Annotated in this window: 24 protein-coding genes; 12 read left to right on the top strand and 12 right to left on the bottom strand. The window is 33.4% G+C overall.

The genetic code is table 11. The features are described from left to right. Positions 1-218: 218 nt before the first annotated feature. Positions 219-965, top strand: coding sequence for a 3-deoxy-manno-octulosonate cytidylyltransferase (kdsB, locus tag MPR_RS12520; RefSeq protein WP_041893106.1), 747 nt, complete (start codon positions 219-221; stop codon positions 963-965). A 44-nt stretch (positions 966-1,009) separates the two neighbouring features. Here kdsB and MPR_RS12515 read toward each other — a convergent pair whose 3' ends face one another. The 3 genes from MPR_RS12515 to MPR_RS12505 form a co-directional block, all read right to left on the bottom strand. Continuing rightward, positions 1,010-2,095, bottom strand: coding sequence for an SRPBCC family protein (locus MPR_RS12515; protein ID WP_041893104.1), 1,086 nt, complete (start codon positions 2,093-2,095; stop codon positions 1,010-1,012). A gap of 22 nt (positions 2,096-2,117) precedes the next feature. Next, complete coding sequence (locus tag MPR_RS12510; protein WP_006258484.1) at positions 2,118-2,303, bottom strand: hypothetical protein; 186 nt, start codon at positions 2,301-2,303, stop codon at positions 2,118-2,120. A 98-nt stretch (positions 2,304-2,401) separates the two neighbouring features. Then, a complete protein-coding gene (locus tag MPR_RS12505; RefSeq protein ID WP_041893102.1) occupies positions 2,402-3,475 on the bottom strand; it encodes a branched-chain amino acid aminotransferase in 1,074 nt (357 codons plus the stop codon). Between the two features lie 289 nt (positions 3,476-3,764). On the opposite strand from MPR_RS12505, the gene MPR_RS12500 reads away from it, so the two are divergent. From MPR_RS12500 to MPR_RS12475, 6 genes are all read left to right on the top strand, one after another. Further along, positions 3,765-4,241 (top strand): DUF4920 domain-containing protein, encoded by a 477-nt coding sequence (locus MPR_RS12500; RefSeq protein WP_041895492.1) that lies wholly within the window; start codon positions 3,765-3,767, stop codon positions 4,239-4,241. Positions 4,242-4,247: 6 nt separating this feature from the next. Beyond that, positions 4,248-4,709 (top strand): hypothetical protein, encoded by a 462-nt coding sequence (locus MPR_RS12495; protein WP_225600368.1) that lies wholly within the window; start codon positions 4,248-4,250, stop codon positions 4,707-4,709. Next, entirely contained in the window at positions 4,706-5,371 is a 666-nt protein-coding gene (gene mnmC2, locus MPR_RS12490; RefSeq protein WP_041893101.1) for a tRNA (5-methylaminomethyl-2-thiouridine)(34)-methyltransferase MnmC2, read from the top strand. The genes MPR_RS12495 and mnmC2 overlap by 4 nt, the downstream gene beginning before the upstream one ends. Positions 5,372-5,628: 257 nt before the next feature. Next, on the top strand, positions 5,629-5,856 hold the full coding sequence (locus MPR_RS12485) for a hypothetical protein (protein ID WP_041893099.1): 228 nt from the start codon (positions 5,629-5,631) through the stop codon (positions 5,854-5,856). Between the two features lie 95 nt (positions 5,857-5,951). Next, positions 5,952-6,344, top strand: coding sequence for a DUF4377 domain-containing protein (locus MPR_RS12480; protein WP_041893098.1), 393 nt, complete (start codon positions 5,952-5,954; stop codon positions 6,342-6,344). A 4-nt stretch (positions 6,345-6,348) separates the two neighbouring features. Beyond that, on the top strand, positions 6,349-6,927 hold the full coding sequence (locus MPR_RS12475) for a GNAT family N-acetyltransferase (RefSeq protein ID WP_041893097.1): 579 nt from the start codon (positions 6,349-6,351) through the stop codon (positions 6,925-6,927). A 37-nt stretch (positions 6,928-6,964) separates the two neighbouring features. Here MPR_RS12475 and MPR_RS12470 read toward each other — a convergent pair whose 3' ends face one another. After that, positions 6,965-7,525, bottom strand: a complete 561-nt coding sequence (locus MPR_RS12470) for a helix-turn-helix domain-containing protein (protein ID WP_041893095.1) — start codon at positions 7,523-7,525, stop codon at positions 6,965-6,967. Positions 7,526-7,815: 290 nt separating this feature from the next. Between MPR_RS12470 and MPR_RS12465 the strand changes: the two genes are divergently transcribed. Beyond that, positions 7,816-9,321, top strand: a complete 1,506-nt coding sequence (locus MPR_RS12465; RefSeq protein ID WP_041893094.1) for a bifunctional ADP-dependent NAD(P)H-hydrate dehydratase/NAD(P)H-hydrate epimerase — start codon at positions 7,816-7,818, stop codon at positions 9,319-9,321. A 48-nt stretch (positions 9,322-9,369) separates the two neighbouring features. Here the strand turns inward: MPR_RS12465 and MPR_RS12460 are convergent, their stop codons facing one another. Together MPR_RS12460 and MPR_RS12455 are read right to left on the bottom strand one after the other, a co-directional pair. Further along, on the bottom strand, positions 9,370-9,918 hold the full coding sequence (locus MPR_RS12460; protein WP_041893092.1) for a GNAT family N-acetyltransferase: 549 nt from the start codon (positions 9,916-9,918) through the stop codon (positions 9,370-9,372). 91 nt (positions 9,919-10,009) lie between these two features. Further along, positions 10,010-12,835, bottom strand: a complete 2,826-nt coding sequence (locus tag MPR_RS12455) for an FAD-binding and (Fe-S)-binding domain-containing protein (RefSeq protein ID WP_041893091.1) — start codon at positions 12,833-12,835, stop codon at positions 10,010-10,012. Between the two features lie 454 nt (positions 12,836-13,289). Here MPR_RS12455 and MPR_RS12450 point away from each other — a divergent pair, with 454 nt between their 5' ends. The 4 genes from MPR_RS12450 (at position 13,290) to guaB (ending at position 17,512) form a co-directional block, all read left to right on the top strand. Next, positions 13,290-14,309: a quinone-dependent dihydroorotate dehydrogenase gene (locus MPR_RS12450; protein WP_006258469.1), complete on the top strand. Its 1,020-nt coding sequence runs from the start codon at positions 13,290-13,292 to the stop codon at positions 14,307-14,309. 8 nt (positions 14,310-14,317) lie between these two features. Next, positions 14,318-14,944, top strand: coding sequence for a LysE family translocator (locus tag MPR_RS12445; RefSeq protein ID WP_041893089.1), 627 nt, complete (start codon positions 14,318-14,320; stop codon positions 14,942-14,944). A 172-nt stretch (positions 14,945-15,116) separates the two neighbouring features. Continuing rightward, complete coding sequence (locus MPR_RS12440; protein ID WP_041893088.1) at positions 15,117-15,983, top strand: hydroxymethylglutaryl-CoA lyase; 867 nt, start codon at positions 15,117-15,119, stop codon at positions 15,981-15,983. A gap of 56 nt (positions 15,984-16,039) precedes the next feature. After that, positions 16,040-17,512 carry an IMP dehydrogenase gene (gene guaB, locus MPR_RS12435; protein WP_006258466.1) on the top strand — a complete coding sequence of 491 codons (1,473 nt, stop codon included), beginning with the start codon at positions 16,040-16,042 and terminating at the stop codon, positions 17,510-17,512. Positions 17,513-17,659: 147 nt separating this feature from the next. Here guaB and nhaC read toward each other — a convergent pair whose 3' ends face one another. From nhaC to MPR_RS12405, 6 genes are all read right to left on the bottom strand, one after another. Next, positions 17,660-19,120: a Na+/H+ antiporter NhaC gene (gene nhaC / locus MPR_RS12430; RefSeq protein WP_041893086.1), complete on the bottom strand. Its 1,461-nt coding sequence runs from the start codon at positions 19,118-19,120 to the stop codon at positions 17,660-17,662. Between the two features lie 205 nt (positions 19,121-19,325). Then, positions 19,326-19,769 (bottom strand): hypothetical protein, encoded by a 444-nt coding sequence (locus MPR_RS12425; RefSeq protein WP_041893084.1) that lies wholly within the window; start codon positions 19,767-19,769, stop codon positions 19,326-19,328. A gap of 127 nt (positions 19,770-19,896) precedes the next feature. Then, complete coding sequence (locus tag MPR_RS12420) at positions 19,897-20,340, bottom strand: hypothetical protein (RefSeq protein WP_041893083.1); 444 nt, start codon at positions 20,338-20,340, stop codon at positions 19,897-19,899. Positions 20,341-20,368: 28 nt separating this feature from the next. Beyond that, entirely contained in the window at positions 20,369-21,190 is an 822-nt protein-coding gene (locus MPR_RS12415) for a 5'-nucleotidase, lipoprotein e(P4) family (protein ID WP_041893081.1), read from the bottom strand. Positions 21,191-21,367: 177 nt separating this feature from the next. Next, the gene (gene cysK, locus MPR_RS12410) at positions 21,368-22,303 is read right to left on the bottom strand and encodes a cysteine synthase A (RefSeq protein WP_041893079.1); all 936 of its coding nucleotides are present in this window, start codon (positions 22,301-22,303) and stop codon (positions 21,368-21,370) included. Positions 22,304-22,325: 22 nt separating this feature from the next. Then, positions 22,326-23,153 carry a serine O-acetyltransferase gene (locus MPR_RS12405; RefSeq protein ID WP_041893078.1) on the bottom strand — a complete coding sequence of 276 codons (828 nt, stop codon included), beginning with the start codon at positions 23,151-23,153 and terminating at the stop codon, positions 22,326-22,328. Between the last annotated feature and the right edge of the window lie 409 nt (positions 23,154-23,562).

Raw genomic sequence — 23,562 nt, 5'->3', positions numbered from 1 at the left:
GTTTTCTTGGGCTTTCCTTGCCCAGAAGGTGTCTTTCTCGAAGAAAGGTGCAAGAAACCTGCAAGCAATCCTCTAGGAAGTTAGTACAAAATTATCTTTAGTCGATTAAAACATACTGAGTAGAAATAGATTTCTTATGTAATTGTAAAAAACTAATTATTAATCGAACTCAGGTTATTAACAACAACATAGTATATTTGAAAAATAAAAATATTAGAATGAAAGTTATAGCAGTAATACCAGCTCGATACGCATCTACGCGTTTTCCAGCAAAGCTAATGGAGGATTTGGCAGGGAAAACTATTATCCGTCGTACTTATGAAGCAACATTAGCAACAGGGCTTTTTGACAATGTATTTGTGGCTACAGACTCAGATTTGATTTATAATGAGATTATTAATCATGGAGGAAAGGCTGTAATGAGTATCAAAGAACATGAGAGTGGAAGTGATCGTATAGCTGAAGCTGTTAAAGATATAGAAGCAGATATCGTTATTAATGTACAAGGGGATGAGCCTTTCGTTAGTAAAGAGAATCTAGAAAAGTTGATTGATATATTTCAGAGAGATGAGGCCAAGCAAGTAGATTTGGCTTCTTTGATGACACCAATTAATGAATGGAGTATAATAGAGAATCCTAATAATGTAAAGGTTGTCGTAGATGATACTAATACTGCATTATACTTTTCTCGTTCTGTAATTCCTTATCCTAGAGATAAGGAGGTGAACGTACAGTACTATCAACATATAGGAGTATATGCTTTTAGAAAAGAAGCTTTGCTTGAGTTTACAACTTTGCCAATGAAGTTTTTAGAAGCTTCTGAGAAGTTAGAACAGTTGAGATACTTAGAGTATGGAAAACGTATTAAAATGGCAGAAACAAAGCATTTAGGTATAGGTATTGATACTCCAGAGGATTTAGAAAGAGCTAAAAAAATCATAGCTGATAATCCAGAATTAAGATAAAAAAAAGAGGCTTTAAAATAATTTTATTTTAAAGCCTCTTTTTTTTATATAGTAGAATTGGTTATTTCTTCTTTGTTTTCTGTTTCAGTATTTACTTCTTGAGTATTGTTACTGTTTGTATAATTTTGATAAACAGGAGTAGGGATAGGAACTTCTTTTCTCTCAATAGGAACTTTGATTATAGTCTCCCATTCTGCTGCTAATCTAGAGTCAATAACAGACTTCTTAAGCAGTAAGATAATAGGTTCATCAGGTAGAATGTTTAATTCTTTATCACTAATTTCTGTTCTAGTCTTACGCATTGCTTCTGGTAAGAATGTGTAATAACCGATTAGTGTTGATTCAAAATAACTCTGTTTATCAAGAGTGTCTATTTTATACTTTTCTTCTTCATTTAGATATATATTACCTTTAATAGGTAAGGCAAATCTATATGTAAGTGTGCTTTGCGTTTTTGAGTTATTTAGTATTAAATAGGGATCTCCTGCTATTTCTATTTGGTTAGTAGAACAGAATTCAGATAAGTCCTTATTTAAGGCTAATAAGTCTTCATTTAATGTGCCTATAGAAGAAGAAGCTTCTAGGTATAGGTATTCAATACTAGGAGTTGATTTGACTGCATCTAGTTTTACTTCATATTCTTTATACTGTTTAATAAAGTAAACAATGAAAGCATCAATATTTTTGTTAAGACTATTAGTTGCTACTTGGTTAGGTGATCCTTTAAAAAAAGAAGTAAACTTTGTTTGCAGGTCTAAAGTCCCATTAAAAGTAAAAGTGATTTGTGTTTTATTTTGTTGACCTTTTAATCTCCAAATAATATTTGATATTTTATTATCATTTAAGATGTCTTGAGATAAGCTATCGTATGGATGGCTATATTCTGCTCTTATTGTATAAGACCCTAAATTTTCTAGTTCTATTTGGTATGTTCCATTATTAGATTTTTGAGACTTCATCCAGTCTGTCCAGTTATCTAAATCGTTGACATAATTATAGACTATTTCCTTCGGCGCATCCACAGTGAATGTCCTTTCTACTTTGTATTCTGGACTTTGAGTAAGTATAAATACAAATAAGGATACTAATGGTAGTAGTAGTAAAAGAGAGAAATACTTTAGAATTTTCATAACAGATAAAAGCTATATTAATTTACTTCAAAAAGTTTTTTAAAATAAATAAAGAACCTATAAATGATAAAAAGGCAACTAATACCCATAGTCTATTTTTATAATAGATACGGTGTAGTTTTATATCTTTTCTATACATGATAATCATGACAATAGTAAAAGCGATAATGAAAAATATAGCAAACTTAAGTTGTCCTGGTGTAAACATAATTATTTTTTAGCAAAAATAGTCAAAAGAGTTAGATTGTAGATAAAAAAAACGGCAGAATTACTGCCGTTTTTTGATAGGGTAAAAGTACCTTTAGATTAGATTTTTTCTGTCCATCCAAAAGTATCTTCAATATTCTTTTGTTGAATTCCTTGAAGAGCTGTTTTTAATTGAATTGCAAATGAATTCTCATCTGCTACTTCTGGTAATCCATAATAGTTATCTTGGAAAGCAAATCCTTCGATTTGACCTACTGTAACTGCTGTACCTGCTCCGAAGATTTCTTTTAATTCTCCTTTAGCATGTGCATCAAGTAAATCTTGAACAACGATAGATTTTACTTCTACATTGATTCCTTTACTCTTAGCGATGTCTAATAAACTTTTTCTAGTTACACCATCTAAGATTCTTTCGCTAGTAGGAGCTGTGATTAAAGTATCTCCAATTCTGAAGAATACGTTCATAGTACCAGCTTCTTCTAATTTAGTGTGAGTAGCATCATCAGTCCAGATTACTTGTTGGTATCCAGCTTCCTGAGCTAATTTAGTTGGGTAGAATTGTCCAGCATAGTTACCAGAACATTTAGTGTAACCAACACCACCATTAGCAGCACGGCTATAGTGTTCAGCGATTTGAACTTTTACTTTTCCTGAGTAGTAAGTACGCGCAGGAGAACAAATGATGCAGAACATAAATTCGCTAGATGGTCCAGCTACTACACCTTCGTGAGTTCCGATCATGAAAGGACGGATATATAATGCATTTCCTTGTCCTTGTTTAACCCAATCTCTATCAAGGTTGATTAACGCTTTTAATCCATCTACGAATCTCTCTTCGTCGATATGTGGCATAGCCATACGCTCAGCAGATTTGTTGAAACGAGCCCAGTTCTCACGTGGACGGAATAACCATACATCTTCATTTGCATCTTTGTATGCTTTCATTCCTTCAAAGATAGCTTGTCCATAGTGGAACACATTTGTTGAAGGAGCAAAAGACATTGGTCCGTAAGGTTTGATTTCTACTTGTCCCCATTTACCATCTTTGTAGTGGCAAACTAGCATATGGTCAGTAAATACAGAACCGAACTTCAGGTTATCGAAGTCAACTGATGCTATTTTTGATTTTTCTACTTTCTCAATAGAAAAAAGGTTGTTTGTTTCTAAACTCATTTCTTATAATGTTTTTTTAATTGTCTGTTTACTTATGCTTGCAATGTATTAAAAAAGCAACACATTACAAAATTATCAAAAAAAGTACTCAAAAATAGTTTCTTGTTGAACTTTATCTAAAATGCTGTGATAAATATTGTTTAATCGAAATTATTTACTGAAATTATAATAATCCATGAAAGATGTTTAGATAAACTAATTCTTTTTGATTTATTTTTTTGACTTAATTTTGGTCTACTGAATACTTAAATTTTTTATCATGATTAGAATCGTTGCTTCTTTAAGCATAATGGCTTTCATTTTGACAGGGTGTAAAAATGAAAAAGAGGCTAACTCTACTATTGCGGATGTACAGAAGACATACGAATATTTTGGAGATAGCATAGTGATGGCAGATGTTCTTTCTAAAGAAGCTATGCTTAAGAAATATCAAGAATTAAAAGAAGGGGATACGATTAAAGTACAATTCGAAACAACTATTAATGATGTATGTCAGAAGAAAGGTTGTTGGATGAATGTAGAGTTACCAGGAGAAAAGAAAGGATTTGTACGTTTTACAGATTATGGTTTTTTTGCTCCTATGAATGCCGCTGGACATGAAGTTGTAGTAGATGGTAGAGCGTTTATATCTGTAGTATCTGTAGATGAATTAAAACATTATGCTAAAGATGCTGGTAAGTCTGAAGAAGAAATAGCTGCTATCACAGAACCTAAAGTTACTTATGCTTTTACAGCAGATGGTATTGCTATTAATAAAAATAAGTAATAGAAGGTGAGAAGTAAATCAATATTGTGTCTTGTTTTATTAGTATTCTCAGTTTTGTTATCTTGTAAAAAAGAAACTAAACAAATAGAAGATAATAAAGAATCTGTGACGAAAGATACAACTGCTTTTAAGATGTATAATATGGCTCCGATGGCCTCTCTTATGGAAGAGATGTATGCTCAAGGGGTGTTTTTAAAGGCTGAGATAGAACAAGGAAAGAAAGAATTAGGAGCTTTGCCTGATAAACATAGAGATATACTTACTGCTAAGATGACAGATCCTAGTGATAGAGATATGTTTTTTACTGAACAGGCAGAGCAGTATTTAAAGTTAGAGCAGATTCTCTATCAAGACAATGAAGGTGATAAAGTACAACAGTTTAATGAGATGATAAACTCATGTTTAACATGTCATCAAAAGAAATGTGGAGGGCCTATTCCTAGGATTAAAAAATTATTGATACAGTGAAAAGAAAAATAGTGACAACCTCAGATGGCTCTACATCTATTGAAATTGAAGAATGGGGAGAAACGTACCATTCTATTCATGGCGCGATTCAAGAGGCAAGACATGTCTATATAGAAAGAGGTTTTGATAAGATAGATAAAACTACTGTTAAAGTATTAGAAATGGGGTTTGGTACAGGACTAAATGCTTTTTTAACGCTAGTAGAGGCTAGAAGAAAGGGTAAAATAGTAGAGTATCATAGTATTGAAGCTTTTCCAGTGACAGAACAAGAAGGCGCAGCATTGGATTTTAGTGCTTTATATGACAGAGATGGAGATGATATCTTGTTTAAACAGATACATCAGTGTACTTGGGATGTTTCTCATGAGGTTACAGCAGAGTTTACGTTGCATAAGATCCATAGTACCTTTGAAGAAGCAGTAGTCAATCAGTCTTATTTTGATGTTATTTATTTTGATGTTTTTGGATATCAGTTTCAACCAGATTTATGGTCTGTAGAAATATTCCAAAAGGTTTATGACGCACTAGGTGATACAGGTGTTATAGCTACTTATGCATGCAGAGGACCAATTAAAAGAGCAATGAAAGCAGTTGGTTTTGTGATAGAGAAGGTACCTGGGCCACCTGGTAAAAGGGAGATGTTAGTCGGGTATAAAGGATAATCTACTTCCATAAAATGACAAAGAAGGAAAATATACTGTCAATTATATATTTATTTAATCATGAATAATATTAGTTATTTATTCGATTTTAGATTAACACTAATGTGCTTTTTTAGGTTTTTTGTGGTTATTTTTTTGTTATTCTAGTATTAATTTTATGTAATTAAATATCTTTTAAGGTTAAGCTTTGTATTATGTTTTTTGTTTTAACAGAAAGTGTGTAAGTTTGTTCATAGAAAAAGAAAAAAATTGTAGTTATGAACAAACGAATGATGTTAGAGTACACTACTCATGTACTTAAGAATGTCAGTTTTGATTCTGCATTGTTCTTTAAAGAATTAGAAAAAGCAATGCACACATTATTACCTTATGATGTAGAACAATTAATGATTTGGGTTAATGAGTTTTTAAGCGAACAACCTAATCTTAAAGCAGAACTGTCTTTATTAGACAGTGAAATAATAGAAGAGCTTGCCTATGCATAGGGCAAGCTTTTTTTGTTTATACTAGAATTAAGTACTTAAAAACGACTCATTGATTATTTAATTTATATTTTTACCGAACTAGAAAATTATACAGAATGAAAAAAGTAGTTTTATTAGCCATAATGTCTTTAGGAATATTAGTTTCTTGTAAGGATAAAAATGTAGAACAAGGAGAGAATAGTACTGTAGAGCATAATGATGTGCCTGAAGTAACTGAAATAGATGCTTCTGAAGAGGTGAAGGTATTATATGTAGCTTCTAAACTGGATGAGTGTGCAGGTATTGCTCCTAAAAAATGTATGATGGTCAAAGAAGAAGAGGACGCGCCTTGGGAGCTAATGTATCAGGAGATAGAAGGATTTAATTATGAAGAGGGGTATGAGTATAAAATAGAGGTGAAGCGAGTAGATATAGCTAACCCTCCTGCTGATGCGCCATCGTTTAGATATGTTTTAGTGACTGAAATCTCAAAAGAAAAAAAAGCATAACGCTATGGAAGATATCGTTTTAATGGATGATCGCGTCATTCTTAAACCACTAGAAGCATATAATTATAATGATTTAGTAGGGTTTGCAACTAACGAACCTGAAATATGGAAATATGCTACTGTAGGGGTAGAAGGAGCTGAAGGAATGAAAAAGTATATTAGCCAAGCGATTGAAGATAGAAATAATGGTAAAGCGTATCCTTTTATTGTTTTTGATAAAAAAACAGAAGAGTATGTTGGCTCTACGCGATTTTATAATATTGATCACAAGAATAAAACGTTATTAATAGGGTATACGTGGTATAGTAAACTTGCTCAAGGGACAGGAGTGAATAAGCACTGTAAGTATATGATGTTTAAATATGCTTTTGAAGTTATGGGGATGGAAAGAGTAGAGTTTAGAGTAGATAATACGAATGAGAGAAGTAAAGTAGCTGTTCAGAGTATAGGTTGTACGTTAGAAGGGGTATTGAGAAGTGAAATTATTATCCACAGCGGTAGACGTAGAGATACTGCTATATTTAGCATACTAAAAGAAGAATGGTTTAGTCATGCTAAAAAGGAGCTAGAAGCAAAATTATAAGAACAAAAAAGACGATTTAACCAAATCGTCTTTTTTATTATATTTTATCAATAACCTTACGGCGTTCTGCTCCTGTAGTTTTAAAGTGAGTAGGAGTTAGCCCTGTTACCTTTTTAAACTGTTTGCTTAAGTGAGCTACACTGCTATAATTTAATTGATAGGTTATTTCTTTTAGGCTTAACTCATCGTATACTAGAAGTTCTTTTACTTTCTCTATTTTTAATTGGATAAAGTATTGCTCTATTGTAGTAGATTCTAATTGAGAAAATAACAGGCTTAGAGCGTGATAATCCATTTGCATTTTATCTGCTATATAAGCAGATAGTGGTACTTGTAGATTAGCATTGTGTTTTTGTACTAATTCTATCAAGACAGTTTTTACTTTATCTACTGTTTTACTTTTTTGATTGTCTAGGAGTTCAAAACCTATCTTTTGTAATTTCGCTTCTACTTCTTTTAGCTGAGAAGAGTTTAAGTCTTCTTGTATTTCTATTTCTCCTAGTTCTATTTTAGTAGGGGTGTATTTTGCTTCTGTTAGTAGATTGTCTACTGCCATTTTACACCTTTCACAGACCATGTTTTTTATATATAATTTCATCTGAAATATCCATTTAGAAACTCAAAGATACTAAATCACATTTGAACAAAATATATAGGAAGAATATAGTTTGGAGCCCAAAGCGTTATTTTTAACTTTTAGTATTTAGTTGGTTTTATAGTAAATAATCATTGTTTTGCTATTTTTTTGATATAATTAGTATTACTCAAAGTGAGAATCAATATGTTTCTTCACACTTAGATAATTCGGTGGTATAGTAGTGTATAGCTCTGTTTTCAATAGTTGTATTTGTTACCTTTACTCATGATGATTAACTATTAAGTAACAATATGAAAATTTTTAACGCAGCACAAATACAAGCATTAGATAAGGAGACAGTATCTAATCAATATATATCTTCATTTAAACTTATGGAGAGAGCAACGACTAAAGTCTTTGAGAAGTTGCAAACTAGATATAAGTTATACCAAACATCCTTTGTTATTTTTTGTGGAACAGGAAATAATGGTGGAGATGGACTAACACTAGCTAGATTATTAAAAGAAGGAGGAGCTATGGTGAAGGTTTTCTTGGTGCAAACTAAGAAATATAGTCCTGATAATGCTCAGAATCAAGATCTATTAGAAGATAGAGATATCAATGTAGAAAAGTTTAATACGAAGAGTAAATTAAAAGTAAAGAAAGATGATGTTATCGTAGATGCGTTATTTGGTATAGGATTACATAGTCCTTTAGATGAAGAGTGGCGTCCTATTTTTGACTTTTTAAACGAAACACCTTGTCTAGAGAGAGTTTCTATAGATATGCCTTCTGGGTTATTAGCAGATGTGACAACACCAATAGAAGCTATTGTATTTAAGGCTGATGTAGTATATACGTTTCAATTGCCAAAAACAGCTTTATTACTATCTGACGCTAAAGAATATGTCAAAGAACTAGAAATATTAGATATAGGATTAGATTTAGATTATATAGAGAGTACTAAGTCGGATGCTTATTTTGTTGAACAAGAGAAGGTGAGAAACTTAGTGAAATCAGGAACTAAGTTTAGTAGTAAGGATGACTTTGGTAGAGTAATACTAATCGGAGGAAGTAAAGGAAAGATAGGAGCGATGACTTTAGCAAGTAAGGCTGCTATGAACACAGGAAGTGGAATAGTAACGACTTATGTACCAAATTGTGGATATACTATTTTACAGACAGCGATACCTGAAGTCATGTGTGATACATGTGCTGGAGAAGACTATATAAAAGTATTTCCATCTGTAGAACATTATGATGCAGTAGGAGTAGGATGTGGTTTAGGATTACATAAAGATACAGCTACTGCTTTAGTTACTTTTTTAAAAGATAATAAGGATAAGAAATTAGTAATAGATGCTGATGCTCTTAATATTATTAGTGAGCAGAAGTGTTTAGATAAAGTACCAGTAGAGAGTATTTTAACTCCACATGAAAAAGAACTGAAAAGACTTATCGGTGAGTGGGATAATGACTTTGATAAGATTGATAAAGTAAAGCAGTTGGCTAAAAAGCACAATGTCATCTTTGTATTAAAAGGAGCTCATACAATAACAATAGCACCAGACGAAACAATCTATTTTAACTCATCAGGTAACTGGGGAATGGCTACTGCTGGAGTAGGAGATACTTTGACAGGTATGATAACCTCTTTACTTGGACAAGGTTATACTAGTAAAGAAGCTGCTATAGTAGGAGTTTATTTACACGGATTAGCGGGAGATATAGCTATTGAGAATATCCACCCTCATAGTTTAGTTGCTTCAGATTTAGGTAAAAATATTAGTTCTGCTTATAATCAAATTGCATTATAAACAGCGAATATAAAAATGTAAGGCTACCTCTAAGAGGGTAGCCTTATTTTATTTGTTTAGCTTAGAATAGATCACTGTATCTAAAAATTGACCATCAAAGAACCAGTTTTCTTTTAAATGCCCTTCTTTGATAAAACCGCATTTTTCAAGTACTTTCATAGAACCAATATTCTCTGGATCTAAAAGTGCCTCTATAGAATGTAGTTTCATCGTAGAGAAGCCATAATGGACAATAGCTTGAAGAGCTTCAGTTATATAACCTTTTCCATTAAATTTGGGCAAAGACATATATCCCGTCTCTGCTCTATAATGCTCCAATTTCATACGATAAAACCCAATGGTACCGATCATTGTACCTTCTTCTTTTAGCGTGATTGCCCAATTAACACATTCTTTAGCTGCCATCCTTTCATCTATAGAATGGATATATTGTTTTATCTCTTCTTCTGACTGTGTAATGGGTATAGGGATATACTTCATCACTTCTGGGTCTGTACGCATGGTGTACATCGTATTTAAGTCATTTATGTCTAAACGTCTGAGAATAAGTCTCTCTGTTTCTAGTATAGGAAATATGGTTAAGTCTATATTTAGCATGTTTTCTTGAATTGGTTTAAAAACAAATCTAAATAAAATATGGCATAGACTTGTTGTCTATGCCATATTATATCATTTTTAATAAGTAGATCTATTTAGTTACTTCATCTATTAAGTAGAAGATAGATTTAAAGTTTACGCCTCCATATTCTGTTAGTCCTATTTCACACGTACGACTGGTAGAGAATGCATCCTTCGCATCAGTAGGTATTTGTTCTTTTAAGTGTCTATTACCATGTTTGTTTAATTCAGGGAACGTAAACCCTCTATCTCCTGCAAAGCCACAGCAGTTGCTATCAATATAGTTTACTTTCTCAGCACACAGCTTAGTCAATTCAAGTAACTTGCCTTCTAATCCTATTTTCTTAACAGAGCATACAGGGAATACACTGATTTCTTTTCTTGGGCTCTTAACAGGTAATATAGGCATCACATAATCTAACATAAATTCGATTGGATCGTACATTTTTAGCTTACCACCTTTATGAGCTTCATAGAAGGTATAAAAGCAAGGGCTCATGTCAAATAATACAGGGTATCTACCATCCTCAGTAGCTTTTAATAAAGCAAGTTCTAATTCTGATGATTTAGTATATCCTTCTTCTTTCATTCCTTTACTGCTAAATGGCATTCCGCAGCACATATTATTTACGTTTTCTGGGTATATAATGGTATATCCAGCACGTTTAAGTAGTTCTACTGTTTTAGCTGTTAAATCCATATCAGATTTAGGATAGTCATTAGATTTACCCATTGTTCTATTAATGCACGAAGGGAAGTAAACTACTTTTCTATCCTGTCCAGGATTAACGATAGGTTCTGTTATTTTATGCTTATTGCCTTTAGGCATGGCTACATTCCATTGTGGTATTTTATTACCAGACATCTTACGCATACCACTTGACACACTAGTCATAATCTTATTCCCTAAGATATTTTGGAATACCCCAACGGTGTTTAATGCCTTACGCCCCATGGCAGTAACGCGTTCCATATTTTCTACAAAATACTCAGCATTTTTTCTGTCTTTCTCAGTAATAGCGCTATGACGAATGTCTTTAATGTATTTACCAGTATCTATTTTTACAGGACATGCTAAGGCACATAGTCCATCTGTAGCACATGTTTCATCAGCATAGTAATGAGCACTATTTACTAAGTTCTCTAACTCTTCTGTATCTTTCCCTATAGCTTGTAGTCTTGCTATTTCTCTACCTACCACGATACGTTGTCTTGGTGATAGTGTCAGCCCTTCTGATACACAGTGTGATTCACAGAATCCACATTCTATACATTTATCTACTATTTCGTTGGTAGCAGGAGAAGCTTTGAAGTTCTCTAAATGAACATGAGGATTAACATTGATAATTACACCTGGGTTCACTAAGTTATGTGGGTCAAAGATTGCTTTGACTTTTAGCATAATGTCATAAGCTTGTTTACCCCATTCTTTCTCTACGAAAGGAGCCATATTTCGCCCTGTTCCATGTTCAGCTTTTAATGAACCATCAAATTTATCTACTACTATTTCTACCAGTCCATCCATTAATCGAGCATATCTGTCTATTTCTTCTTGAGTAGAGAAATCTTGTGAGAATACTAAGTGTAAGTTTCCTTCTAAGGCATGCCCAAATAGTACTGCATCATGGTATTGTAGTTCTGCAAACAGATCTTTCATAGCGATGCAAGCATCTGCCAATTTCTCTACAGGAAAGGCAACATCTTCAATGATACAAGTAGTCCCTGTCTTTCTCAATGCTCCTGTAGTAGGTAACAGACCATTTCTTGCTTTCCAATTGAATGCGTATTGTTGAGGCTCTGAAGTGAACTCAAAAGGCTTATAAGTAGGAGTAGAAGCGATAGCCTCTCTGATTTGTTGTTGTTTAGTTGACATTTCCACTTCATTCTCCGCTTGTGCTTCTACCAGTAAGATACATGCTGTCTCTGGTAATGTCTTAAAGTATTCTGGTGCAAGAGCCTCGTCTTCGATAGATTTAATACTATTTCTATCTAATAATTCTACCGCGGCTACAGGACTTTTCTTTAAAAAAGGTACTGCTTGGCAGGCTTTTTCTATGGTTTCAAAAATCATTAATGTACACGCTTTGTGTTTATAATTAATGACTGTGTTATACGTAATATCAGAGATAAAGGCTAATGTCCCTTCAGACCCTATCATAATATGTTTAATGATTTCATAAGGATCGTGATAGTCTATAAACGCATTAAGGCTATATCCTGTGGTATTTTTGATTTTAAACTTGCGCTCTATTCGATCGTATAATGTGCGATCTGTGTGAATAGCATCCCTTAGACGCTCTATTTCTTTGATGATTTCAGAGTGTTTTACTACAAACTCTTTTTTGCTCTCTTCGCTTGCTGTATCTAAGACAGTTCCATCATAAAGAACAATCTTAATATCTGCAATTGTATTATAAGAGTTTTGTGAGGTACCACAGCACATTCCACTAGCGTTATTCGCAGCAATACCACCTATCATTGCAGCATTGATAGAACCTGGGTCTGGGCCTATCTTGCGACCATAAGGAGCTAGGATAATATTAGCTCTTCCTCCAATAATCCCAGGCTGAAACTTCGCTTGAAGCCCATTGTTTAAAATCTCGTATTTCTTCCATTGATGGGTAGCTACCATCAAGATAGAATCAGTTACTGCTTGTCCAGATAGACTTGTTCCTGCTGCTCGGTACGTCACGGCTACATTATGCCTTGTAGCAGTCTGTAGAGTAGCTACAGCTTCTTGATGATTGTGTACTTGAACAACTATTTTAGGAACTAGTTTATAAAAACTAGCATCAGTACCATACGCTAATAGTTGAATCGGATTAGTGATAATTCTATCAGAATCTATGTGATTAGCTAGTTCTTCTTTGAACTTTTGGTATTGTAATGGTAACATACTTTTTATTTTTTAATAGGCTACAATTTACAAAACATCTAAAAAAGATAAGAGAGAAGAGCTTTGTTTATATTGGGTTTAAATAAGATGTGGTAGTTAGAGGTATGGTGATGAATAATGTTTAAATTATAATGTTTCGAGATTGCTTGGGGTTTTCTTGAGGTATTCTTGCACCTTTCTTCGAGAAAAATGCCTTCTGGGCTAGGAAAGCCCAAGGAATCCCCTAGAAAACCTCAAGAAAGTGCAAGGAGAATAAGGTTAGGTTTATATAGAAAGGGTAGTGTAGATCTATAAGAAGGTTGTTCGTCTAAGTTGTTTTATCATAATTTGTTAAGTGCGTAAAAAACTATTTTAAGGAGATTCTAAAAAACAAAAAAAGACCACTATGAAATACAAGGTTTAAATACTACCTTTGCACGAAATTTAGACACACAACAACACAAAGTCATTTAGTATGTATAAAAGCATTATTAAGCCTATATTTTTTAGGTTTGACCCAGAGAAAGTGCATCATTTTACCTTCGGTGCTCTTAAATTCGTGAATAGTATTCCTGGTGTATCCGCACTTATTCGCGCCAATTGTCAAGTAAATGACCCTAGATTAGAGAGAGAAGTATTTGGATTAAAATTTAAGAATCCAGTAGGTCTTGCAGCAGGACTTGATAAAGATGCTAAGTTATACAGTGAATTAGAAAACTTTGGTTTTGGTTTTATAGAAATCGGGACTCTTACTCCAAAAGGACAACCTGGAAATCCTAAAAAGAGATTATTCCGTCTAAAAGAAGACAATGGTCTTATCAATAGGATGGGATTTAATAACGGAGGGATAGAAGAGGCTATTGAGCGTCTAAAGAAGAATAAAGGAACACTGATAGGAGGAAATATTGGGAAGAATAAAGTGACTCCTAATGAACAAGCAAATGAAGATTATGAAATCTGTTTCGAAGCGTTGTTTCCTTATGTAGATTATTTCGTAGTGAATGTGAGTTCACCTAATACACCTAATTTACGTGCATTACAGGATAAAGAACCGCTGAAAGCTCTACTTCATGGCTTACAAGTTAAAAATAATCAGAAAGAGGCTCCTAAGCCTATTTTATTGAAGATAGCACCAGACTTAACAGATGACCAGTTATTAGATATTATAGAGATTGTTACAGAAACAAAAATAGCTGGAGTAATCGCTACGAACACTACTATCGATCGCAGTAATCTGAAGTCTATTCATCAGCAAGAAACAGGAGGACTAAGTGGAAAACCTCTGACGAAGAGAAGTACTGAGGTTATTCGATTCTTATCTGAGAAGAGTAATAAAGCATTTCCTATCATCGGTGTGGGAGGTATACATTCTGCAGAAGATGCGATAGAAAAACTGGAGGCAGGAGCGAGCTTGATTCAGCTTTATACTGGCTTTATATATGAAGGACCAGGCTTGATTAAAAAGATTAATAAAGCCATATTATCTAAATACTAGAATTAATTATGTCAACAGAAGTATTATATACTTTTTTTATAACTTGTTTTTTATTGATTATTACTCCAGGACCGGATATTCTATATGTGGTTTCGCAGAGCATTACCAGAGGACGTAAGTATGGATATGCAGTAGTGGTAGGACAAGTAGGAGGATTATTATTCCATTTATCATTATTTGCTTTTGGGATTTCTGCCTTAATTACACAATCTGAATTACTGTTTAAAGGTGTTAAGTTATTCGGAGCCTTATATCTATTCTGGTTGTCTTATAAAGTATTTCAGGAAGAGAATGTAATCGTCATCGATGAATCTAGTTCAGGACAGAACGATAAGACTTTTATGGGATTTGTAAGAAAAGGATTGCTGATGAATGTCCTAAACCCAAAGGTGATGATGTTCTTTCTAGCTTTGTTTCCTGGGTTTATTACAGAAAGTGCGGGGAGTGTGCAGAAACAAGTTTTTGTACTAGGTACAGTGTTTATTACAGAAGCAGTAGTCATTTTCTTTATCATCTGTACTATAGCAGCTAAGCTGACAGATTATATGAAAGATAATAAATATGTCAACATATTTTTAAAGTGGCTTCAAATCATCGTTTTTAGTGGATTAGCAGTTTTCCTACTAGTAAGCTAAGAAGAAAATAATAGTGAAAAAGGTTCTGAGGATAACATCTTTAGAACCTTTTTTTGTTTTTATGAACTCTATGTGTCAGATAATCAATAGAATGTTGTTCTTAGATAATGAGTAAATAAAATAAAGAAAATCACATTGTAAAATTGTGGCTTTTCATTTATATTTGGATTATATGAAACCAGCAGTAAAAATTATAGAATGTCCTCGTGATGCTATGCAAGGCATTAAGATGTTTATCCCAACAGAAAAAAAGGCACAATATATACAGTCTCTTTTAAGAGTGGGGTTTGATACCATAGATTTTGGTAGTTTTGTTTCTCCTAAGGCTATTCCTCAGATGCAGGATACGGCCGAGTTATTAGCTCAGTTAGACTTGAGTAAGACAGAGAGCAAGCTATTAGCTATTATCGCAAACACGAGAGGTGCAGAACAAGCTGCTGAGCATAAAGAAATCCAGTATTTAGGATTCCCTTTTTCTATATCAGAGAACTTCCAGATGCGTAATACACATAAGACCATTGCAGAATCTATCGTTACTTTAGATGAGATATTGAATATCGCTACTAAGGCGGATAAAGAGGTTGTAGCTTATTTATCTATGGGATTTGGTAATCCTTATGGAGATCCGTGGGATGTGGATATTGTAGGAGATTGGACTGAAAAGCTGTCAAAGATGGGAGTGAAGATTCTTTCATTATCGGATACGGTAGGAAGTTCTACACCAGAAGTGATAGATTACTTATTTAGTAATTTGATTCCAGCTTATCCTAATATTGAGTTTGGAGCACATCTACACACTACTCCTGATAGTTGGTTTGAGAAGATTGATGCGGCCTATAAGGCTGGATGTCTACGTTATGATGGTGCAATAAAAGGATATGGGGGATGTCCAATGGCAAAAGATGATTTGACTGGAAATATGCCAACAGAGAAGATGTTGAGCTACTTTACAGCAAATAAGGTAGATACGAACTTGAGTGCTATGTCATTTGAAAGCTCATACAATGAAGCTTTAAAAATATTTAATTTTTTTCATTAAAGTTTTTTATTAAGTAGAAAAATAGTAAATTTGCGTGCAATTCAACGACATTGCACATGAAAGCACACACAACTAAAATCATCGGTCAAGGACTTACTTACGATGATGTATTACTAGTTCCAAACTATTCAGAAATACTTCCAAGAGAAGTTAGTTTAAAATCAAAATTTTCTAGAAACATTACTTTGAACGTTCCTGTAGTATCTGCTGCGATGGATACTGTAACGGAAAGTGAAATGGCTATTGCTATGGCTCGTGAAGGAGGAATCGGAGTGATTCACAAGAACATGACTGCTGAAGAGCAAGCAAAAGAAGTAAGAAAGGTAAAAAGAGCTGAGTCAGGTATGATCATAGACCCAGTAACTCTTCCTCTTACAGCTACTGTAGGTGATGCGAAAAAGGCAATGGCTGAATTCGGAATCGGAGGTATTCCAATTGTTGATGACAATGGGCTTCTTAAAGGGATCATTACAAATAGAGATATGCGCTTCGAGAAACAAAACGATCGTGCTATCACAGAGGTAATGACTAAAGATAATCTAGTAACTGCTGCTGAGGGTACTACTTTAGATCAAGCAGAAGAAATTCTTCAAGAGAAAAAAATCGAAAAATTACCAGTAGTTAATGCTGATAATAAACTAGTTGGTTTAATCACTTTTAGAGATATCACTAAACTTACTTTAAAACCAAATGCTAATAAGGACAAGTTCGGTAGACTACGTGTTGCAGCTGCTTTAGGAGTAACTGCTGATGCTGTAGATAGAGCTAAATTATTAGTACAAGCTGGTGTAGATGCATTAATTATAGATACTGCGCATGGTCACTCTCAAGGTGTAGTAGGGGTATTAAAAGCGGTAAAAACTGCTTTCCCTGAAATCGATGTAGTAGTAGGTAATATCGCTACTCCAGAGGCTGCTTTATTCTTAGTAGAGAATGGTGCTGATGCTGTTAAAGTAGGTATCGGACCTGGGTCTATCTGTACTACACGTGTAGTGGCAGGTGTTGGGTTCCCACAGTTCTCAGCTATTATGGAAGTAGCAGCTGCTCTAAAGGGAACAGGTGTACCAGTAATCGGTGATGGAGGTCTTCGTTATACAGGAGATATCCCTAAAGCATTAGGAGCAGGAGCAGACTGTGTAATGCTAGGATCAATGCTAGCAGGTACTAAGGAATCTCCAGGTGAAACTATTATCTTCGAAGGAAGAAAGTTCAAAGCTTACCGCGGAATGGGATCTGTAGCTGCAATGAAACAAGGTTCTAAAGATCGTTACTTCCAAGATGTAGAAGATGATGTGAAAAAACTTGTACCTGAAGGAATCGAAGGTAGAGTGCCTTATAAAGGAGAACTTAGTGAGAGTATGTTACAGTTCATAGGAGGTCTTAGAGCAGGTATGGGATACTGTGGTGCTAAAGATATCCCTACATTACAAGAAGTAGCTAGATTCGTTCAGTTAACAGCTTCTGGTATTGGAGAGAGTCACCCTCACAATATTACGATTACTAAATCTGCACCTAACTATTCTAGATAATAATTAGTTTACAGTTGATGGTTTACTGTTAACAGTAGAAATAATATAAAACAAAAGGCTATTTCGTAAGAAATAGCCTTTTGTTGTTTTATCTAAGTTCTGTTTACTTCATGGAGTAAGCGCAGTTTCATAATTCTTAATTAAAAATTATGCTTTTACAGCATCAACTAAACGTCTGATTTTAATATTTAATACAACATAAGTAAGAGATACAAATGGTGAAATAATATTAAAGAATGCGTAAGGAGCATAAGTCATGGTATCAATACCTAATACTCCTGAGTGATAAGCTCCACAAGTATTCCATGGAATTAGTACTGAGGTCACTGTTCCTGAATCTTCTAGAGTTCTACTTAAGTTCTCAGGTGCAAGTCCTTTTTCTTTGTATGCTTTTCCAAACATTTTACCAGGGATTACTAATGATAGGTATTGCTCTGAAGCAGTTAAGTTTACCACTATACAGCTTGCCATTGTACTTGCGAATAGTCCAAAAACAGATTTAGCTATACTTAGTAATGTTTGTGTTATTTTCTTTAAAGCCCCAATAGCTTCCATTGCTCCTCCAAAGAACATTGCACAGATAATTAACCATACTGTGTTTAACATACTTTTCATTCCTCCAGCTTCGAATAAGCTATTTAAGCTTTCCATAGGAGATAGAATAGCAATATCTGTAGTGATGGCATTCATAATTCCTTTATAAGCTGTAACAGGTGTTAATGTTGTTCCCTCTCCTACAAAAGCTACTATATCAGGCTGGAAGAATAGGGAAAATACTGCTCCTAGTAAGGTTCCTAGAAGTAAAGCAAGGATTGGTTTCATCTTTTTTAATATTGCTCCAATTACAATCACAGGTACTAAGAATAACCAAGGTGTAATATTGAATGTTTGGTCAATGGCTTGTAATGAAGCAGACATATCTATTGTGTCTGGTACATTAAGATTAAAACTGATGATGATAAATATAATTAGTGTTACTACATAGGTAGGTATGGTGGTGAACATCATGTACCTTATATGAGTAAATAAATCTGTGCCAGCCATAGCAGAAGCTAAATTAGTAGTGTCTGATAGGGGAGATAGTTTATCTCCAAAGTATGCTCCTGAGATCACTGCACCTCCGATTAGTGCAAGGTCTATCCCCATCGCATTACCTATACCTACTAGTGCAATACCTACAGTAGCTGATGTGGTCCAAGAACTACCTGTCGCTAAAGAGATAATGGAACAGATAATCACTGTTGCAGGTAAGAATATATGAGGTTCTAGAATCTGTAAACCATAGTAAATCATCGTAGGTATAATACCACTCAATAACCAAGTTCCTGATAAGGCTCCTACTAATAAAAGAATATAGATAGCTCTGGTAGTCTCTCTAACGTTCTTAGTGATTTTTTTAATAATATCTTCGTAATCGACTTTATTGTATAGACCTATTCCGATCGCGATAAGTCCACCTATTAATAGAACGAATTGGTTAGAACCAGCTAAGGCAGCACTACCATAAACGAATACATTGGTACCTAATAACGCGATTAATACGATCATAGGTATTAAGGATTGTAATAAGGTTACTTTTCTAGGTTTAACTTTAGATTCAATATTCATGATTGTTTTTATGTTGTTTGTAAAGAGTTTGAAGATACATAAAAATCAATAGAATTTAATATCTGTACAATATTATTTAGAATAAAACTACATATTGCCGTTTTATTGCTAATCTTTCAAAGTGCTCCTTTTATATGAGAAGTGTTTATAATGAATATGTTGTCATAAAAAAGCCTCATAAATTAATTATGAGGCTTAGTTATATTTATTTTTTAGGTTCTTCATCTCTTGGAGGTCCTATTTTTGTATAATTTATTTGAACAAGTTCTAACTGTCCATTGATACTTATTTTAGTAACTAAAGAGAGTTCGTTTTGTTCTACCTTAACAATTTGTCTTTTGTCGTTAGTATTTTCAAAAACAATAAAATCATCAGAAACATTACCTAACTTTACTGTAGGCTTTATCTCTTTACTATAATATTGAACCAATTTGGCTGATTCATATTGATCTGTGAAAACCTCTAGCTCTTCATTTTTATTAAAGGTGCCGATTTCAGTATATTTAACTGTACTGCCATCTTTTAGTTTGATAGTAGTGGATTCCCACTTTCCAAAATAAGTCTTTACTGTGATTCCACTGTCATTACTACAACTAGTGAATAGAAATGTAGTTAAAAGGAAACAACTGATAGATAATAGTTTTTTCATTAGTTTCTGATGGTTTGTTATTTGTGCGGAAATATATGAAAAAAATGCACAATCTTTGGAGTTCTAACAAAAAAACCTTGTAACTATTTAGTTACAAGGTTTTGTATATTTCCTTAAAAAGGATAGATTACTTTAATCTTTTATAAGTTACTGTAATAGGTAAAGTCGCTCCTCTCATAGTATAGTAATATGTCAAAGATAGTGTAGTAGCGGTAGCACTATTAATAGTTCTAGAAGTATAGCTTTGATCTACAAATGTAATTACCCCATTTTGAACCACACCTAGCGTTGTTTTAGGAGTTTCACTGTTTTTAAAAAATTCAGTTAAAGTAGCTGTTTTTTCAGTAAGAATTAATTCGTCAGCTTGACTTACTGCATTTTCACCCGGCATATCTGTAAAATCATGTTCCATTGGGGTAGGAGCACCAGGGATGGTATAAGATAATTTATCTGCAATCCATGTACCTTCATATTGTTCTTTATTACGCTTAGGAGCATTATCATCGCTAGAACATGCTGTGAAAGATAGAGTAGCACTTACGAAAAGTACTAAAGCCATTAATTTTTTCATTGATATTAAGTTGTTAGTTTTTTTGTTATTATTTAAAACCTTTTACGCTTTTGTCGTAGATTTTATCTTTGTCTTCTTTAGAAAGATCTTTTCTGTATTGGAATAATGCCGCTTCCCAATCTCCATAACCTGTATTTGGTAAAACAATAAATTTCTTACCAAATTGTTCTCTATTATTTTTTACATTTTCGATTCTCTCTTCTTGAGTCTTTTTATCCCAAAGTGTAGAGAAATCAGATAAGTTATCTCCTAAAAGCATTACGATTTCATGAGTTTCGCTTAGTTTTTGGCGTCTTGTTTCTTTACTAGACTCAGCAGTTCTAACGATAACGTGTGTATCATCTGCATAAGGATAGTTATACTTTACCAAGTTTTTCATAGTACCTGGTTTGTCATTCTGGTTTCTATTTGTGATATAGAATACTTCTACACCTTTAGACTTAGCATAGTTAAAGAACTCTAAACTTCCTAATAGAGGAAGAGCTTCTCCTTTAGAAGTCCATTCTGTCCAAGTTGCTTGGTCATAAGATTTACCTTCTCTAGCCATTTGTACAGCATAAGGAGAGTTGTCTAAGAATGTCTCATCGATGTCAGTAACAATAGCAAGAGGCTTATTGTGTTGTTCTGTAAGAATACGATCTAGTTGTAATGTAGCAATATTGAAAGCTTGAGCAGCTAAAGCTTGATATTCAGCAGCATTTTGTTGGAATACAGCTGAGTATAATTTCCCATTTACTTCAATGTTGTTTAAGGCGTTTTCTGAAGATGTAGTTGTTCCTTGTGGTACTGACTTACATGCAGTTAAAGCTGTAAAAGCTAAAGCTGTTATTAGAAAAGATCTTTTAAGCATGTGATTTATTATTTTCTGTTACGAGTACAAAAGTACAATAATAATCTGGAAGAGTGCTACAGTTACTACAATACAGCTTAGTCAGGGATATTTAAAAAATGTTAAAAACAGAAGGGATAAAAAATAAAAAAGGGAGTTTATGATTAAACTCCCTTCGTATATAGTGTATTATAAATGCTATTTTATTTCAGCTGCTTTTTCATCAAACAATTCAGAAACAGACCAATATCTTTCGCCTGTATCATAGTTGAATGTTAGGATAGTAGCTCCTTTTTCTATTGTTGGTAATTTCTTAGCAATAGCAGCTAATGATGTACCTGTAGAGATACCTGCTAAAATACCTTCTTGACTAGCAATTTTATTGGTATAGGCGTAAGCCTCTTCTTTGCCAATCGTGATAATACCATCAAAGATATCTGTATTTACTACTTTAGGTATAAATCCAGCACCAATACCTTGTAATGGGTGTGGACCAGGTTTTCCTCCACTTAGTACTGGAGAATTCTCAGGTTCTACAGCAAATACTTTTAAGTTAGGAAATACTTTTTTTAACTCTTCTGCTACTCCAGTGATATGTCCACCTGTTCCTACTCCAGTGATTAGATAATCAATACCTTCAGGGAAGTCATTGATAATTTCTTGAGCAGTAGTTTTACGGTGTATTTCAGGGTTTGCTAAGTTGTTAAATTGTTGAGGAACCCATGCATTCTCCATTTCTTCTGCTAATTCAGTTGCTTTAGATACAGATCCTGATGTTCCAAGTTCTTTAGGAGTAAGTACAAATTTAGCTCCATAAGCAGCCATAAGTTTTCTGCGTTCAATACTCATCGACTCAGGCATGACTAAGATTAACTTATATCCTTTGACAGCACAAGCCATTGCTAAACCAACTCCAGTATTACCAGAAGTAGGCTCTATAATAGTAGTATCTTTGTTTATTATTCCTTTTGCTTCAGCATCCTCGATCATTGCTAAAGCAATACGATCTTTTAAACTTCCACCTGGGTTTTGTTTTTCTAGTTTGATCCAAACATTAATATCATTCGGAAACAATTTATTTATTTTAATATGAGGAGTATTTCCAATTGCCTCAAGTACATTATTTATTTTCATGATTCTTAGATTTTTTGTTTAATTAAATTATGAAATTTATTGGTTCAGGATAATTTTCTTGATCTTTAGAATAACTTTTACTTTTGCTATACATAATAGAGTTTGGTTTCACACTTTTGGTTAACCATACATTACCACCTATAACAGTATCATGACCTATAACAGTATCTCCGCCTAATATAGTAGCTCCAGAATAAATAATAACATTATCTTCTATATAAGGGTGTCTTCTCGTATTAGCTTTATCTTTAGATACAGAAATAGCTCCTAGAGTAACTCCTTGATATATTTTTACGTTTTGCCCAATAACACAAGTTTCTCCTATCACGATACCCGTTCCATGGTCTATACAGAAATGAGATCCAATGGTAGCAGCAGGGTGAATATCAATACCTGTTTTACTATGTGCATGTTCTGTCCATATTCTTGGTAATAATACTACTTTCTGTGTATGTAGTTGATGTGCAAAACGATAAATAGCGATGGCATAGAATCCTGGGTAAGCTATATATACTTCTTGAAGACAAGTTGCCGCAGGGTCATTCTCTAATATAGCTTGTGCATCTGTTTTAAGCGTAAAGAAAATATGCGGTAAAGCATCAAAAAAGTCATTAGCTATTCTCTGAGATTTATCTACATCATTATTAATTTTAAATACAATAGAAAGTAATTCTAGCTTTAGAGTAGACAAACGGATATTGATAGCTTCTTCTGATAGGTATTTCTTATCTTCTAATTGGAATAGAAAGTGAAATAATGTATCAGTGAATTTTTCAATTCTTTGTTTGTCTAAGAAAGATTGTGAACTTTCATTTTGTGTCAGTATTTCTCTAACGAAATCGTTTTGCATGAATAAACGTAATTTGAATTAAAGTAATTAGAGTATGTTTATAAGAGGAATATCCTTTAAATAAATATAACTAATAGTGATATTTGATAATGATTAAATGTAACTAAATACATTATTATGTAAATGTAAGAATTGTAAAATGAAGGTAGAAGAGTGTTTAACAAAACTTTCGATTTATTTATGAAATGTATTTATAGTAGCTTATCTATAAGTCATATAGTGGCAAAGTATCTATTTAGGATAATAGTTGTTAAAAACAAATATTAGCCCTTTTTACTATACAATATTATTTTATCTTTGTTAAAGAATTACAAAGGCGAAGTAATTCAATCAGTTATGTGTTTTGTTTCTGAAATAGATTTTTTATTTTAATTTCTTTTGAGCTGGCTACTTAAAAAGGGATTTGGTT

The organism is Myroides profundi (assembly GCF_000833025.1).
Taxonomy (GTDB): Bacteria; Bacteroidota; Bacteroidia; order Flavobacteriales; family Flavobacteriaceae; genus Flavobacterium; species Flavobacterium profundi_A.
This window is presented reverse-complemented; position numbering and strand designations above follow the sequence as displayed.

Bases quoted from the DNA above. Each gene is read 5' to 3' on its own strand.
- MPR_RS12415 (WP_041893081.1), bottom strand. From the start codon at position 21,190: ATGCTTAAAAGATCTTTTCTAATAACAGCTTTAGCTTTTACAGCTTTA.
- MPR_RS12480 (WP_041893098.1), top strand. From the start codon at position 5,952: ATGAAAAAAGTAGTTTTATTAGCCATAATGTCTTTAGGAATATTAGTT.
- MPR_RS12445 (WP_041893089.1), top strand. From the start codon at position 14,318: ATGTCAACAGAAGTATTATATACTTTTTTTATAACTTGTTTTTTATTG.
- cysK (WP_041893079.1), bottom strand. From the start codon at position 22,303: ATGAAAATAAATAATGTACTTGAGGCAATTGGAAATACTCCTCATATT.
- MPR_RS12405 (WP_041893078.1), bottom strand. From the start codon at position 23,153: ATGCAAAACGATTTCGTTAGAGAAATACTGACACAAAATGAAAGTTCA.
- MPR_RS12505 (WP_041893102.1), bottom strand. From the start codon at position 3,475: ATGAGTTTAGAAACAAACAACCTTTTTTCTATTGAGAAAGTAGAAAAA.
- MPR_RS12470 (WP_041893095.1), bottom strand. From the start codon at position 7,525: ATGAAATTATATATAAAAAACATGGTCTGTGAAAGGTGTAAAATGGCA.
- MPR_RS12475 (WP_041893097.1), top strand. From the start codon at position 6,349: ATGGAAGATATCGTTTTAATGGATGATCGCGTCATTCTTAAACCACTA.
- MPR_RS12455 (WP_041893091.1), bottom strand. From the start codon at position 12,835: ATGTTACCATTACAATACCAAAAGTTCAAAGAAGAACTAGCTAATCAC.
- MPR_RS12485 (WP_041893099.1), top strand. From the start codon at position 5,629: ATGAACAAACGAATGATGTTAGAGTACACTACTCATGTACTTAAGAAT.
- MPR_RS12420 (WP_041893083.1), bottom strand. From the start codon at position 20,340: ATGAAAAAATTAATGGCTTTAGTACTTTTCGTAAGTGCTACTCTATCT.
- MPR_RS12510 (WP_006258484.1), bottom strand. From the start codon at position 2,303: ATGTTTACACCAGGACAACTTAAGTTTGCTATATTTTTCATTATCGCT.
- MPR_RS12460 (WP_041893092.1), bottom strand. From the start codon at position 9,918: ATGCTAAATATAGACTTAACCATATTTCCTATACTAGAAACAGAGAGA.
- kdsB (WP_041893106.1), top strand. From the start codon at position 219: ATGAAAGTTATAGCAGTAATACCAGCTCGATACGCATCTACGCGTTTT.
- MPR_RS12440 (WP_041893088.1), top strand. From the start codon at position 15,117: ATGAAACCAGCAGTAAAAATTATAGAATGTCCTCGTGATGCTATGCAA.
- guaB (WP_006258466.1), top strand. From the start codon at position 16,040: ATGAAAGCACACACAACTAAAATCATCGGTCAAGGACTTACTTACGAT.
- nhaC (WP_041893086.1), bottom strand. From the start codon at position 19,120: ATGAATATTGAATCTAAAGTTAAACCTAGAAAAGTAACCTTATTACAA.
- MPR_RS12515 (WP_041893104.1), bottom strand. From the start codon at position 2,095: ATGAAAATTCTAAAGTATTTCTCTCTTTTACTACTACTACCATTAGTA.
- MPR_RS12450 (WP_006258469.1), top strand. From the start codon at position 13,290: ATGTATAAAAGCATTATTAAGCCTATATTTTTTAGGTTTGACCCAGAG.
- MPR_RS12425 (WP_041893084.1), bottom strand. From the start codon at position 19,769: ATGAAAAAACTATTATCTATCAGTTGTTTCCTTTTAACTACATTTCTA.
- MPR_RS12500 (WP_041895492.1), top strand. From the start codon at position 3,765: ATGGCTTTCATTTTGACAGGGTGTAAAAATGAAAAAGAGGCTAACTCT.
- MPR_RS12465 (WP_041893094.1), top strand. From the start codon at position 7,816: ATGAAAATTTTTAACGCAGCACAAATACAAGCATTAGATAAGGAGACA.